The organism is Kiloniellales bacterium (assembly GCA_030064845.1).
Classification (GTDB): Bacteria; Pseudomonadota; Alphaproteobacteria; order Kiloniellales; family JAKSDN01; genus JASJEC01.
In genome coordinates this window covers 26,769-41,433 of sequence record JASJEC010000017.1, presented here as the reverse complement: position 1 = coordinate 41,433, position 14,665 = coordinate 26,769, and the positions used below count along the sequence as shown (strand labels likewise).

General features: G+C 65.6%; 13 protein-coding genes and 1 tRNA gene. 13 read left to right on the top strand and 1 reads right to left on the bottom strand.

What is annotated here, in order from left to right:
- Positions 1–148: 148 nt before the first annotated feature.
- A complete protein-coding gene (locus tag QNJ67_08835) occupies positions 149–2,248 on the top strand; it encodes a sodium-translocating pyrophosphatase (protein MDJ0609070.1) in 2,100 nt (699 codons plus the stop codon).
- 160 nt (positions 2,249–2,408) lie between these two features.
- Here the strand turns inward: QNJ67_08835 and bamE are convergent, their stop codons facing one another.
- Entirely contained in the window at positions 2,409–2,858 is a 450-nt protein-coding gene (gene bamE, locus QNJ67_08830) for an outer membrane protein assembly factor BamE (protein ID MDJ0609069.1), read from the bottom strand.
- 206 nt (positions 2,859–3,064) lie between these two features.
- On the opposite strand from bamE, the gene QNJ67_08825 reads away from it, so the two are divergent.
- The 12 genes from QNJ67_08825 to QNJ67_08770 all read left to right on the top strand — a co-directional run bounded on the left by QNJ67_08825 (position 3,065) and on the right by QNJ67_08770 (position 14,660).
- Positions 3,065–3,604 carry a ubiquinol-cytochrome C chaperone family protein gene (locus QNJ67_08825; GenBank protein MDJ0609068.1) on the top strand — a complete coding sequence of 180 codons (540 nt, stop codon included), beginning with the start codon at positions 3,065–3,067 and terminating at the stop codon, positions 3,602–3,604.
- Between the two features lie 175 nt (positions 3,605–3,779).
- The gene (locus QNJ67_08820; GenBank protein ID MDJ0609067.1) at positions 3,780–4,316 is read left to right on the top strand and encodes a DUF177 domain-containing protein; all 537 of its coding nucleotides are present in this window, start codon (positions 3,780–3,782) and stop codon (positions 4,314–4,316) included.
- Between the two features lie 107 nt (positions 4,317–4,423).
- A complete protein-coding gene (gene rpmF / locus QNJ67_08815) occupies positions 4,424–4,606 on the top strand; it encodes a 50S ribosomal protein L32 (protein ID MDJ0609066.1) in 183 nt (60 codons plus the stop codon).
- A 59-nt stretch (positions 4,607–4,665) separates the two neighbouring features.
- A complete protein-coding gene (plsX, locus tag QNJ67_08810) occupies positions 4,666–5,697 on the top strand; it encodes a phosphate acyltransferase PlsX (protein ID MDJ0609065.1) in 1,032 nt (343 codons plus the stop codon).
- Between the two features lie 14 nt (positions 5,698–5,711).
- On the top strand, positions 5,712–6,686 hold the full coding sequence (locus QNJ67_08805; GenBank protein ID MDJ0609064.1) for a beta-ketoacyl-ACP synthase III: 975 nt from the start codon (positions 5,712–5,714) through the stop codon (positions 6,684–6,686).
- A gap of 127 nt (positions 6,687–6,813) precedes the next feature.
- Positions 6,814–7,134 (top strand): integration host factor subunit alpha, encoded by a 321-nt coding sequence (locus QNJ67_08800; protein MDJ0609063.1) that lies wholly within the window; start codon positions 6,814–6,816, stop codon positions 7,132–7,134.
- 71 nt (positions 7,135–7,205) lie between these two features.
- Positions 7,206–7,643 carry a MerR family transcriptional regulator gene (locus QNJ67_08795; GenBank protein MDJ0609062.1) on the top strand — a complete coding sequence of 146 codons (438 nt, stop codon included), beginning with the start codon at positions 7,206–7,208 and terminating at the stop codon, positions 7,641–7,643.
- Between the two features lie 102 nt (positions 7,644–7,745).
- Positions 7,746–7,822, top strand: a tRNA-Pro gene (locus QNJ67_08790).
- A 361-nt stretch (positions 7,823–8,183) separates the two neighbouring features.
- Positions 8,184–9,788, top strand: a complete 1,605-nt coding sequence (locus QNJ67_08785) for a DUF87 domain-containing protein (protein MDJ0609061.1) — start codon at positions 8,184–8,186, stop codon at positions 9,786–9,788.
- An 860-nt stretch (positions 9,789–10,648) separates the two neighbouring features.
- Positions 10,649–12,985, top strand: a complete 2,337-nt coding sequence (locus QNJ67_08780) for an EAL domain-containing protein (GenBank protein ID MDJ0609060.1) — start codon at positions 10,649–10,651, stop codon at positions 12,983–12,985.
- Positions 12,986–13,066: 81 nt separating this feature from the next.
- Entirely contained in the window at positions 13,067–14,260 is a 1,194-nt protein-coding gene (locus tag QNJ67_08775) for an MFS transporter (protein MDJ0609059.1), read from the top strand.
- 4 nt (positions 14,261–14,264) lie between these two features.
- A complete protein-coding gene (locus tag QNJ67_08770; GenBank protein ID MDJ0609058.1) occupies positions 14,265–14,660 on the top strand; it encodes a VOC family protein in 396 nt (131 codons plus the stop codon).
- Positions 14,661–14,665 lie beyond the last annotated feature (5 nt).

Genomic DNA, 14,665 nt, shown 5'->3' with positions numbered 1-14,665 from the left:
ATCGGCGTTGCCCAGGACTTCCTGGCGGTTGCCTTCCCCCGGCTCATCTGGCATTTTCCGCGCGCATTTCTCCGGCCCCGCGACAGGCGTCACTGGGAATCGACCGCCTCACCTCTTCGGCCGGATCTTCGATCAGGGGAAGAATCCAATGTCCATAGAGTTGATCTTTGTCCTCGCCTGCGGCGTGCTGGCGATTGTCTATGGGGTCTGGGCGTCGCGCTCGGTGCTGTCCGCGGCCGCCGGCAACGAGCGGATGCAGGAGATCTCCGGAGCGGTCCAGGAGGGCGCCAAGGCCTATCTCAACCGCCAGTACCGAACGATCGGGCTGGTCGGGATCGTGATCTTCGTGATCATCACCTGGGTCTTCGGGCTCACGGTCGGCATCGGCTACCTGATCGGCGCCGCCCTTTCCGGAGCGGCCGGCTACATCGGCATGCACATTTCGGTCCGCGCTAACGTGCGGACCACCGAGGCCGCTCGCCGGGGCCTGGACGAGGGTCTCTCGATCGCCTTCCGGGCAGGCTCCGTCACCGGCATGCTGGTCGCGGGCCTCGCGCTGCTGTCCGTGGCCGGCTACTACGCCTACCTCCTGGCGAGCGATTCCCAAGGCCGTGAACTGGTCGACGCCCTCGTGGCGCTCGGCTTCGGCGCCTCGCTGATCTCGATCTTCGCGCGTCTGGGCGGCGGGATCTTCACCAAGGGCGCCGACGTCGGCGCCGACCTCGTCGGCAAGGTCGAGGCGGGGATCCCCGAGGACGATCCCAGGAACCCGGCGGTCATCGCCGACAACGTGGGCGACAACGTCGGCGACTGCGCCGGCATGGCAGCCGACCTCTTCGAGACCTATGCGGTCACCGTCGTCGCCACCATGGTGCTCTCCTCGTTGCTGTTCAACGGCACCGAGGCCATGGCGTCGCTGATGCTCTATCCGCTCGCGATCGGCGCGGTCTGCATCATCACCTCAGTGATCGGCATGTTCTTCGTGCGCCTCGGTCCCTCCAAGAGCATCATGGGCGCGCTCTACAAGGGCTTCCTCGTGACCGGTGTGGCCTCCGCGATTGCGCTCTATCCCGTGACCGCCTGGATCATCGGAACCGGCGAGATCGCCAACTCCGGCATCACGGGCAACGCGCTCTTCATCTGCGGGTTGGTCGGCTTGATCGTAACCGGCCTGATCATCTGGGTGACCGAGTACTACACCGGCACCGACTACCGCCCGGTGCGCTCGGTCGCCAAGGCGTCCGAGACCGGCCATGCCACCAACGTCATTCAGGGGCTCGCGGTCTCCATGGAGGCCACCGCCATCCCGGCCGTTATCATCTGCGCGGCAATCATCATCACCTACCTGCTGGCCGGTCTGCTCGGCATCGCCGTCGCCGTGACCGCCATGCTCGCCTTGACTGGCGTGGTGGTCGCCCTCGATGCTTACGGTCCGGTGACCGACAACGCCGGCGGCATCGCGGAGATGGCCGAGCTGGACGAAGAGGTGCGCAATACGACCGACGCCCTGGACGCCGTGGGCAACACCACCAAGGCGGTGACCAAGGGATACGCGATCGGCTCGGCGGGTCTCGGCGCCCTGGTGCTCTTCGCGGCCTATACCCAGGACCTCAACTTCTTCTCGAACGACCCCGGTCAGTTCCCCTACTTCGAGGGAGTCGAGGTCGACTTCTCCCTGTCCAACCCCTACGTCGTGGTCGGCCTTTTCATGGGCGGCCTGCTGCCCTTCCTGTTCGGCGCGCTCGGCATGACGGCGGTCGGACGCGCGGCCAGCTCCGTGGTCGTCGAGGTTCGCCGGCAGTTCAAGGAGATCGCCGGCATCATGGAGGGGACGGGCAAGCCCGAGTATGGCCGTTGCGTCGACATGCTGACCAAGGCGGCGATCAAGGAGATGATCGTGCCGTCGCTGCTGCCCGTGCTAGCGCCGATCGTCATGTACTTCGTGATCCTCGCCATCGCCGGGAAGTCGGCGGCCTTCTCCGCCGTCGGTGCGATGCTTCTCGGCGTTATCGTCACCGGCCTCTTCGTGGCGATCTCCATGACCGCGGGCGGCGGCGCCTGGGACAATGCGAAGAAGTACATCGAGGACGGCCAGCACGGCGGCAAGGGCTCGGAGGCCCACAAGGCCGCGGTGACCGGCGATACCGTCGGCGATCCCTACAAGGACACCGCGGGGCCCGCGGTGAATCCGATGATCAAGATCACCAACATCGTCGCGCTGCTCCTGCTCGCCGCCCTGGCGCACTAAGGCGGACCCAGGTTTGATGGCATCGCCAAAGGCGGTCCATCAAATCCGGTGACTCTGGTCTGACGCCAACGGCTTAAGGAACTGCGAAACGCTCGGCGAACCCCGGGGCTCTGCTCCGGGGTTTTTTCTTGGGACTATTGCTGGCGGGGCCGGCGGCGGATCAGGGCCCGGTGGGCGGGCGCCCGCCGCTCCCCCCGGGAGCCCCGAACCCTTCGGTCGGGAAGCGGCCCAGGTTGCCGAACAGCTGCTGAAGCAGCGTCAGGTCGCGGCCTTCGGTCGGCGTGACCCGGTCGGTTGGGCTGATCTCGTTGGCGTCGGCCAGGCTGAGGTTCCTGGTCTCCTCGACCACGCCGTTCTCATCGAAGCTGATGACCAGGATCCGACGCTCCAGGACCGTAGGATTGAAAAAGGCGTACTGGTGACTTCTATGGCCGATGTAGAACCAAGTGTCGCCCTCGAAGGTGGACAGGGCCGAGGGGGAGCCGAGCATGCTCACGACGTCCTGCCGGCGCTGCGCGCCCGGCTTGATTGCGGCCACGACCTCCGGATCGATGAAGTTCCCGTGCACCTTGTCCTGGGCACAGCCGCCCAGCACCAATGCGGCGGTCACGACGAACGCCGCGCCGCAAGACCTAGGATTGAATTTGGTTCCGACTTTCAATTTTCGGCCTGTCCGTTAACCAAGCGAATCGGGCTCTCATGCGACCGATCCTGTATTGGGATGATACGATTAAGCAGGACGAGCGTAAGAATTCAAGCGGTAGGATGCCGGCCTGCCGTGATAAATTCGTTAAGACGCGGTTTAGGAGGGGTGATTTGGCTATAGCGAAGCTGTTCGGAAAGGCGCCGGCCGCCGATCCCGCCCGGGATCTTTACGACGAGATCGTCCGGCAGGCGCGGCTGCCCAGCTTCTATCAGGCTGGCGGAGTCCCAGATACGGTCGACGGACGTTTCGAATTGGTAGCCCTTCACGTGTTCCTTGTTCTCCATCGGCTGAAGACTGAAGGCACCGGTGATGCGGGCGACCTCGGGCAGGCCCTGTTCGATATCTTCGTGCAGGATATGGATGCCAGCCTGCGCGAGATGGGCGCGGGCGACCTCGGCGTGGGAAAGCGGGTGAAGGCCATGATCCGGGGCCTCTACGGCCGTATCGGCGCCTATGAATCAGCTCTGGGCGGCGGGCCGGATAGCCTCGAACAGGCATTGCAGCGCAATCTCTTTGGCACGGTCAGTCCAAGCAGCCGAGACGTGGAACGGATGGCGGGCTACGTCAGGGGTGAGGTCGCGGCTCTCGGCCAGCGGCCGGCCGCCGAACTGGCCGCCGGCCAGTTGCGTTTCGGCTCCGTGCCCGCGTAAGACGGTGTAAAATTGTATGTATGTTGTTGATCTTCAACCTCAGGTCTCCGGCGCGCCGGTCGAATCCTACTGATTGAGGCCCCGCGGCCCTAGGCGGCGGCGGTACCAAAAGCCGTTGACCACGGCGATTCGCTTGCCTAATGTGCGCGCCGCACGCCACAAGGCAGAGTCGAGTATGGCCGTTCAGGTCCCGGCGCAGAATGAGTTTTCGCGTCGTATCAAGATTGTTGACCTGGGTGACGAGACCACCGAGGAGATCGAGGCGACAGGGCCAGAACGGGCTCTTCTGGCACGGCGGCTCGGCCTGATCGCGCTGGACGAGCTCTCCGCCCGGGTGGATCTGCGCCGTCTCCCGCACGACGGCTCGTTTCGGGTCAGTGGGACGCTCTCGGCGACCGTTCGGCAGGCGTGCGTTGTCACGCTCGAGCCGGTGCTCAGCACCGTCGAGCATAAGTTCTCGCAGCTCTTCGGAGCGGCGCCCGCCGGGCGGCCGGTCGCGGAAGAGCTGATCGATCTCGATGCCGAGGATCCGCCGGAGCCGATTGTCGACGGCGCTGTGGATATCGGCGAGCTGGTGACGGAACACCTGGCCTTGGCGCTGGAGCCCTATCCCCGGCGCGAAGGCGCCAGGATGAAGGTTGGGGAGTGGAGCGGCGAGGAGACCAGCAGGTCGCCCTTCGCCGTACTGAAGAGTTTGAAGGGAAGCAGCTAGGCGACCCTTGGGCCGCGGCCGGGCTTGCCGCGGCTCGCAATCTTGGCTAAGGAGCGGTTGCCGCAGGCTGCCAATCACGAGCGATTTGACACGGAAAGACGAAAACGATGGCTGTACCCAAGAAGAAGGTTTCGAAGTCGCGACGCAACCAGCGACGGGCGCACGACGCACTGCCGTCGGCGAACTACGCCGAGTGTCCGAACTGCGGCGAATTGAAGCGCCCTCATCATGTTTGTGCCGCTTGCGGCTATTATGATGGTCGCGAGGTGGTCGAGGCGGACGTCGCTTGACCTGAGGGGCGGTGTCGCGGCAGCGGACAGCCCGCAATCAGGATCGGGAACATAACTCCTTGAGTGCCCAACTGACTTTGGCCCTGGACGCGATGGGCGGGGACCACGCCCCGCAGGTCGTGATGCGAGGCGCCAACATTGCCAGCCAGCGCTATCCGCAGTTGGAGTTTTTGCTGTTCGGCCGCGAGCGGGAGATCGCGCCGTTGCTGTCCGGCATGAAGCGTCTGGCCAATGTCGCCAAGATTGTGCCCGTCGAAGACGTGGTCGCGGGCGACGAGAAGCCCTCGACCGCCCTGCGCTCCGGGCGAAACTCCTCGATGCGCAAAGCGATAGACGCGGTCCAGGAAGGCAAAGCCCTGGGCGTGGTGTCGGCCGGCAATACCGGCGCGCTGATGGCCATGTCGAAGTTCGTCCTGAAGACCCTGCCGGGGATCGACCGGCCGGCTATCGCCTCGTTCTTCCCGACGCTGAAGGGCGAATCAGTGATGCTTGACCTAGGAGCGAACGTCCACTGCGACGCCAAGAACCTGGTGGACTTCGCCGTGATGGGGACGGCTTTCGCCCGCACGGTCCTAGGGGTCCACCAGCCGAGCATAGGCCTGCTCAATGTCGGCTCGGAGGAGATGAAGGGCCACGAAGCGCTCCACGAGGCGGCGGCGATCTTGCGCGAATCGGATCTGGAAGGGCAGTTTACCGGCTTCATCGAAGGCGACGACATCGCCAAGGGCACCGTGGACGTGGTCGTCACCGACGGGTTCACCGGAAACATTGCGCTGAAGAGCGCCGAGGGCACGGCCAAGTTGATCAACGAATACGTAAGGCGCACCTTCAGGTCCTCGCTCCTGGCAGGCATCGGGTACGTCTTCGCACGGACCGCGCTCAACAAGCTGCGCATGCGGGTCGACCCGCGGCGCTACAACGGGGCGGTGTTCCTGGGGCTCAACGGGATCGCGGTCAAGAGCCACGGAGGCACCGACGCGATCGGCTTCGCCAACGCCATCGGCGTCGCGGTGGATATGGTGAACCAGGATTACCTCGAACGGACCCGGATGGTCTGCAGTTCGCTCAGCCAGCGTCCGGCGGCGGAGTAGGTGGCGGCCTCAGGATGACGATTCGTTCCAAGGTGGCCGGCTGCGGTGCCTACCTGCCAGCAGAAGTCCTCACCAATCAAGACCTGGCGGCGAGAGTCGACACCTCGGACGATTGGATCCGCAAGCGGACCGGGATTCGTCAACGGCACATTGCCGCCGAGGGTGAACTGACGTCGGACCTGGGCGTCGAGGCGTCCAACGAGGCGCTGCGCCAGGCCGGTATTGCCGGCGACGACCTCGATCTGATCGTCTGCGCAACCGCCACCCCCGACGAGACATTTCCCGCCACGGCGACCCGCATTCAGGCGCATCTCGGCATGACGCGCGGCGCGGCCTTCGATGTTCAGGCGGTATGCAGCGGTTTCATCTACGCCCTGGCCGTCGCTGACAACTTCATCCGCTCCGGCCAGTCGAAAAAGGCCCTGGTCGTCGGCGCCGAGACCTTCTCGCGCATTCTCGATTGGGAAGACCGCGGCACCTGCGTGCTGTTCGGCGATGGTGCCGGCGCGGTCGTCCTGGAGGCGGGCGAGGGCGAGGGCCGGGCCGCGGACCGCGGCGTGCTCTCGACCCACGTCTATTCCGACGGCCGCCACCACGACGCGCTCTACGTCGACGGTGGCCCGTCCTCGACCCGTACGACCGGGCTGCTGCGCATGGCGGGACGCGAAGTCTATCGGCACGCTGTGGTTCGCATGAGCGAGGCGGTAGACGCCGCCCTGGCGGCCAACGGCCTGAAGCCCGAGGACATCGACTGGCTCGTGCCGCATCAGGCCAACCTCCGCATCATCGAGTCGATGGCTCAGCGGCTCGACCTGCCCGAGGAGCGGGTCGTGGTCACGGTCGACCGCCACGCCAACACCTCGGCGGCGTCGATCCCCCTGGCGCTGGCGGAAGCAGCCTCCGACGGCCGGATTCAGCCCGGTCATCTGGTCCTGGTCGAGGCCATGGGCGGCGGCTTCACCTGGGGGTCGGCACTGATCCGCTGGTAGAGTCCCACCGGACTCCCGGGGCGGGATGGGCGCCCGGTCTACAATCAAGCCTTGAGACAGTCATGGTTAATTGACCACCTCGCGAGCATGGTCTAACCTGTTGTGATAATTGGTATGGGAGGGCTCTATGACCGGACATACGGTCACGCGCGCGGATCTGAGCGAGGCGGTCTATCAAGAGGTTGGGCTTTCACGCAACGAATCGGCCGAGCTGGTCGAATCCGTGCTGAGCGAGGTCTCCAGCGCGCTGGTTCGCGGCGAGATGGTCAAGATCTCGTCGTTCGGCAGCTTCTCTGTGCGCCAGAAGGGCAAGCGCATCGGGCGCAACCCGAAGACCGGCGAGGAGGTGCCGATCCTGCCGCGGCGGGTCCTGGTCTTTCGCGCCTCCCACGTTCTGAAGAACCGCATCAACCAGATGCTGCTCGGCTCCTCGTCGGAAGAGTCTTGAAGCGTGCGACAGCGGCGGGCCGTCCAGGCCTCCAGCCGGCCCGATGCATAGCGGAGAGTGATTGAACGGTCATGGCGACAACGCGACGCAATGCAAAATCGGATGCGGCTTTTCGCACGATCAGCGAAGTCTCGCAGCATCTCGAGGTACCGCAGCACGTGCTGCGCTTCTGGGAGACCAAGTTCAGCCAGGTTAAGCCTCTCAAACGGGGCGGGGGGCGGCGCTACTACCGCCCCGAGGACATCCAGCTACTTCAGCACATCCGCGATCTGCTCTACGCCGACGGCTACACGATCAAAGGAGTGCAGCGCCTGCTTCGCGAAGGCGGACCGCGGCAATCTGAGACCGCGTCGGTTGCGGCCCGGATCGAGGGCCGCAGCGGTCCGGCCGCCGGGCCGGCGTCGGGCCTCTCCGTCGAGCAGCGCCGCGAGCTCGAGGCGCTGCGCCGCGAGCTGACCGAGTTGCGCGAGATGCTGCGCGCGGCAACACAGCCGTCCCCCTCCGAATAGCGCGCGTGGCCGTCCACCTGCGCCGTTGCCAGCCGGCGGCGCTGTCTATATAGAAGAGCAGCCGCCGTTCGGCGGCCCCGCCGGCGGTAGCCGGTTTCCGGTCGGAGCGTAGCGCAGCCTGGTAGCGCACTTGTCTGGGGGACAAGGGGTCGTGGGTTCAAATCCCGCCGCTCCGACCATCTCGGCTCAGATCCCAGGACTTCTATCCAGCGAAGGCGCGAGGCGCCCCGCCGTAGTTTGACGCCGCCTACCTCCCGCGGCGCCGGCTTAACCTTGCCGTCGCCAGAACGCCGATGCGGTCAAGGACGCCGCGGCCCTGGGATGGCGCCGGAAGATTTCGATAAATCAGCGATTTGGCCTGTTTTCCTTCGTGCCGGCACCGGCTGTGGCCGGGATGGATTGGCCGGTAGTCGCGGGGCCGGGTTAACCGAATCTTTCCAGTCGTCGTTGTTTATGTTGCGGAACTTCGAGGAGGCCCGGCGGCCCCTTCATATCCACGCCCCGGCGCCCTTCCAAGACAATTCAGGGGGTCGTTTTCCTATGTCGGAAAAGCTGGTCAAGACAGGGTACGTAACGTCGATTTCCGGTGCTCAGGTGACCGGGGTCCTGGTCCAGGAGGCCTCGGCCAAGCCTCTCCAGATCGGCGCGCTGGTGAAGGTGCTGACCTCCCAGTCGATCGCGTTCGGCGTGATCAACGGCCTGACGATCGAGAACCCCTCGACTCCGCCGGAACTCACCGACAGGCGGCGAATCGAGGTCGATCTCTTCGGCGAGGCGCTCATTTCCGATAAGGACCTGGCGGTCGGCGGCGGCTTCTCGTTCCAGCGCGGTGTTTCCATCTACCCGGCTCTGGGCGCGCCGATCTACGAAGCGACCCGCAACGAACTGGCGCAGATCTATGCCAAGCCGAGCGCCACCAACATCGAGGTCGGCAGGCTGCACCAGGATACCAGCTTGCCTGTCTACGTCATGAGCGACGAGCTTCTCGGCAAGCACTTCGCGGTGCTCGGCACGACCGGTTCCGGCAAGTCCTGCTCGCTGGCGGTCATCCTCCGGTCGGTCCTCGATCACCACCCCTGGGGACACATCGTCCTGCTCGACCCGCACAACGAATACAGCCGCGCTTTCGGCGACCGGGCCGAGGTCATCACCCCGGACAATCTTCAGCTGCCCTACTGGCTGCTCAACTTCGAAGAACTGGTCGAGGTCCTCTGCAGTCCCGACCGGGTGGCCCGGCAGGCGGAGTCGGCCATCCTCAAGCAGGCCGTGGTCGAGGCGAAGCGCAATTTCATGGGCGAGAACGCCCAGGCCAACTTCGTGACCGTCGATACGCCGATGCCCTATCAGCTGAGCAGCCTGACCCATCTGATTCAGAAGGAGATGGGCGCCTTCGAGAAGGCCGAGCAATCGACGCCCTACCTGCGCCTAGTCGCGCGGATCGAAAGTCTGCGCAGCGACAAGCGCTTCGCCTTCATGTTCTCGGGCCTCAAGGTAACCGACACCATGGCCGACGTGATCGCCCGGATCATGCGCATCCCGGTCGAGGACAAGCCGGTCACCATCTTCGACCTCTCCGGCGTGCCCTCGGAGATCGTCGAGGTCGTGGTCTCGCTAATGTGCCGCATGATCTTCGACTTCGCGATCTGGAGTCCGCGGGAAGACTCGATTCCGGTTCTGGTGGTCTGCGAAGAGGCGCACCGCTACATCCCGCGCGACCGCAACGACGCCTTCGAACCGACGCGCGACGCGATCTCGCGGATCGCCAAGGAGGGCCGGAAATACGGCGTCTCACTCTGCCTGGTCACGCAGCGGCCGTCGGAGCTCGATGAAACGATTCTCTCCCAGTGCAACACGATCTTCGCGCTGCGTATGAGCAACGACAAGGACCAGGAATTCGTCCGCAAGGTGCTGCCGGAAAGCGCCATGGGTATGCTGAACGCCCTGCCGGCCCTGCGCAGTCAGGAGGCCGTGGTCGTGGGCGAGGGCGTTACGCTCCCGCTTCGCCTGCGGTTCAAGAACCTCGCACCGGAGCAGCGGCCGCAGAGTGACACCGCGGTCTTCTCGACCGCGTGGCAGAGCCAGAACCAGCCCGACTGGGATCTCATCTACGAAACCATCGAACGCTGGCGCCACCAGGTTCGTTGATCGGCCCGCGGCACGGGAGCCGGCGGTGCCAAAGAAAAACGCCCGCGCCGAAATGTGGCGCGGGCGTTCAGGTGTCGCCCGATGGCGACTGTAGGGAGGAGTCTAGGGAGCGTGAGGGGCCGATTTGAGCTCCAGACGGACCGCAGCGCGGTACTCGGGGTCCCAGACGACGCGATCGAGATCGACCGGCGGCTGCTTGGGGGCTGAAGAGGAGCGCTCCTGGCCGTCCCTGGCCGGGCGGAGGGTCCTCTGTGTGACCGGACGAGTCATGTCTTGTTCCGTCTCTTCCTTTGCCTCTCACGATAAAGAAGTAGCCCGTCAATGAGACCGGCCCCGGGCGATCCCGGGGCGCTGATCCGGCCGAATCTGGGCAATTTCATGACGTTGATCACGCTGCCGTGAACGTCGCCGGCCAAAGGGCCGCGGCGCGCCACGGCCGCGGTTGGGTTTGGTAAAACCGTGGATTGTATAGCCCAGGCTGAATCACGTCGGTCGTCCAGCCGGCTCGCCGGCTGGTCAACCCCGTGGCTTTATTCCTGATAGCACCGGCGCCGAGGTATCCGGCGGGCCGCGTCGGCGGCCTTTCCCGCCTCGTTTCAATGGCAATTTATGGTTGATTAAGATTTTTCTTACTCAATAGGCGTTTTCCGGCACAGCGCCGGCGTTTCCGTTTGGCCAAAGCTACGAGGGCTGAAGATCGTCCGACATGAGCGTGGATTTCTTCGGAGAGCGGAGAGGCGTGGCAGTTCAACGCCGGTCGCGGCGCAGTCGGCCGCCTGGCGCCTCGGCACCTGGGGCGATGAAAGCCTGATGAACGATTTCGGGACAGACCGTGTCCGCGCCAAGACAGGATGCCTGCCGTGCTGACCGGCGGTGGCGTCGTAGCGGCGGCTCGCCTCGGTCTGGCCTCCTTGCGGGCGCGGATATTCCGGCGCCAACAGCGGCCGGCGTGCGAACAAAAGGTCGAGGCCGGCCTCTCCGGCCTCCTCGAGATGACTTCCGAGGCCATCATCGTCGCTGACCAAGAGCAGCATATCCTGGCGTTCAACAGAGGCGCCGAGGCGATTTTTGGTCACCGGGCCGAGGACATCCTGGGCCGGTCTCTCGAAGACCTTCTGCCCGAACGCTTCCGCGCGAGCCACCGGGACCAGCTTCGCGAGTTCAAGGAGGCGAGCGAGGTCAGTCGCCCGATGATGCCGGCGGGCCGGGTCGCCGGCCTGCGCCGCGACGGCGCCGAGTTCCTGGCCGAGGCCTCGATCGCCAAGCGGCGGTTGGGCGACGAGACGATCTTCACGGTCATTCTGCGCGACGTCGGCGAGCAGAGCGGCGCCGAACAGGCGCTTGCCGACTCCAAGCAGGAACTGGAAGCGCGTGTCGACATGCTGGAAGGTCTCCAGCGGCGCATCGAGCAGCACGCGAACGACGCCAAGCTGTCGAACGACCTCTTGAGCGAGGCGCAGGGGCGCCTCGCCGATGTGGTGGAGTGCATCTCGGAAGGTTTCGCGCTGTGGGACCCGGAAGACCGCTTGATCCTGTGCAACGAGAGGTTTCGCCGGCTCTACCCGGGGCTCTACGATCTTCTGCGGCCGGGCCTCGCGTTCGAAGAGTTGGTCCGGGAAGGCCATACGCGTGGCGTCCTGGCGGATCCGGAAGGCGCGCCCGACGCCGCCGAGACGCGAAGCCCGGTGCGCAGTGAGACGCCCCTAAGTGCGTCGGGCTTGCAGCACGCCGACGGTCGCTGGGTGCGGGTTAACTCGCGAAAGACCAGCGCCGACCACGTGGTCATGACGGTTTCCGACGTTTCCGATCGGGAGGAGACCGAGGCGACGATCCGCCGCATGGCCCTGGAGGACGCCCTGACGGCCTTGCCGAACCGGGCGCAGTTCCACATGAGGCTGAACGAAGCGATCGCGCAGAGCGAGAGGAGCGGCCACGTGGTCGGGCTCATGCTGCTCGATCTCGATCGCTTCAAGAACGTCAACGACACCCTGGGGCATCCCGCCGGCGACGAGCTCCTGCGGCAGGTCTCGGTACGGCTGCTTAATTGCGCGCGCCGGACCGATACGGTGGCGCGCCTGGGCGGCGACGAGTTCGCCGTGATCGTCACCAACTGCCGGGACAGCGACGGGGTGACGAACCTGGCCGATCGCATGGTGCGCGAGATCGCGCGCCCGTTCTGGATCGACGAGCACGAGATCCATTCCGGGACGAGCATCGGCATCACGATCTACCCGCAGGACCACGGCGATACCCACCAGCTGCTGTTGAACGCGGATCTCGCGCTCTACCGGGCGAAGGAGATGGGGCGCGGCAGCTGGCAGGTCTACGACGAGGCAATGAACACGGCGGTCAAGGCGCAGCGCCAGCTGGAAAAGGATCTGCGGCTCGCGCTGCAGGGCGGGCAGTTCCACATCGTCTACCAGCCGCGCTTTGAGATCGCCTCGCGCCGGATCGTCGGTGCCGAGGCGCTGCTCCGCTGGCGCCATCCGGAACGCGGCTTGATCCCGCCCTCCGAGTTCATTCCGGTGGCCGAGTCTGCAGGGCTGATCGTTTCGATCACCCAATGGCTGCTGCACGAGGTCTGCCAGCAGAACCGGTCCTGGCAGGAGCAGGGACTCCCGCCGATCTGCGTTTCGGTCAACCTCTCTCCGGTCCACTTCAAGCACCACGAACTGGTCGAGCAGGTCGAGGACGCCCTGCGGGGCGCCGGGCTCGAGTCGCGCTTCCTGGAGCTGGAGATCACGGAAGGCGCGGCGATGGCCGGGGGCGATGCCAGTCTCAGGATCCTCGAGTGCCTCAAGATGATCGGCGTCATGATGTCGATCGACGATTTCGGCACCGGCTATTCCTCGCTCGACCGGCTGAAGAAGTTTCCGGTGGACCGCCTGAAGATCGATCAGTCCTTCGTGCGCGACATCATGACCGATGCCAACGACGCGGCGATCTGCTCGGCCGCGATCCGGCTCGGCCACAGCCTCAACATCGGTGTGATCGCCGAGGGCGTCGAGACCGAGGATCAGCTCCGCTGTCTCGAGGAGCAGGGCTGCGAGGAAGCCCAGGGGTTCCTTTTCAGCAAGCCGCTCGCGCCCGAGGCCTTCGCCGATTTCCTGGGCACCAACGCGGTCAAGATGGAGACGGGCGAGATCGAGACCGCCCGGCACGCGCCTGCCCTCAAGCGCGCGGGTCGCGGGGAATAGGCCAAGAGCCGCCGCGCCTTGCCCGCATTCGCGGCAAGGGCTAGAGATGGGGCAGGCTCCACCCGAACGATCGGCTGTCTCTTGCGCTCCGAACGGCTCTCCCTGGTCTTCTCCTGCCTCGGCCATGGCTACATGCACATGTTTACGGCCTTCTATTTCGTGGTCGTGCTGGCGCTCGAAGAGACCTGGTCGCTGCCCTATCACGAGCTGATCGAGCTGTGGACCCTGGGTGCGCTCCTGGTCGGGTTGGGGGCGATACCGGCCGGCTGGCTGGCCGACCGCTGGTCCTCGACCGGCATGATGGTGGTCTATTTCGTCGGCCTGGGGCTCTCCGGCATCGTCTGCGGGCTGCTCGATCGCCCCGAGGCCTTGCTGTTCGGTCTCGCCGCCCTCGGCCTGTTTGCCTCGATCTACCATCCCGTGGGCATCGCCTGGCTCGTGCGCAGCGCAAAGAACCGGGGGACGGCGCTCGGAATCAACGGAATCTTCGGCAGTCTCGGCGTCGCTCTCGCGGGCCTGACCGCGGGCGTGCTGATCGATGCCTTCGGCTGGCGCGCCGCCTATATCGTGCCCGGGGTGATCGTCCTCCTGACCGGACTCGCCCTGCTGGCCTGCTTGGCGCTCGGCCTGATCGTCGAGAACCGGCACGACCGGCACGCCGAGGCGCCGCCCACGCGCAGGGACATGCTGCGCGTCTATCTCATCCTGGTGCTCACCATGCTGATCATGGGCTTGATCTTTCAAGCCACCCAGGCGGCCATGCCCAAGCTCTTCGACCTGCGCCTCGGCGACCTGGCGGGGCAGGGGACGCTGGGCATCGGCGCGCTCGTCGCCGGGGTCTATGTCGCCGGCGGGTTCATGCAGGTGGTCGGCGGCCGCCTGGCCGACCGCTACCCGCTGAAGCCGATCTACGTCATCGCGTGGTTTTGCCAGCTGCCCGTGCTGCTGGCCATGGCAACGGTCTCCGGCCTGCCGCTGGTCGCGGTGGCGGTGCTGGCCGTCGTGCTGACCGCCGCCGCGGTGCCGGCGGAGAACGTCCTGCTGGCCCGCTATACCCCGCAGCGCCACCGCAGCCTCGCCTTCGGCGTCAAGTTCGTGCTTTCCTTCACGGCGGCGCCTCTGGCCATCAAGCTGGTCGCCTTGGTCCAGGAGCAGACGGCCGAGTTCGTTTGGCTGTTCCTCATCCTCGCCGGCATCGCCGCGATCGCAGCACTGGCCGCCGCCTTCCTGCCGGGCGAGCGGCGCCTTCAGGCCGTGCCCCAGGCGGCGGAGTAGCCCTGTGCCTGTGCCCGTGATCGACCGGATGGATCACCTGGTCCTGACCGCGCGCGACATCGAGACCACCTGCCGTTTCTACGTGTCAGTGCTGGGCATGATCCGCGAGACCTTCGACGGCGGGCGGGTCGCGCTCCGCTTCGGCCGGCAGAAGATCAACGTCCACCCCTACCCGAGCCCGATCGACCTGATCGCCCGTACCGCCGAGCCGGGGACCCTGGATGTCTGCTTCGTCACCGAGACCCCCCTTGCCGAGGTCGTCGCGCATCTGGAAACCTGCGGTGTCGCCGTGATAGCGGGGCCGGGCGAACAAAGCGGCGCCGAAGGGAAGATGCAATCGGTCTACTTCCGGGATCCGGACGGCAACCTGATCGAGGTCTCGAACTACCCGGCGGGTTAGGAGGC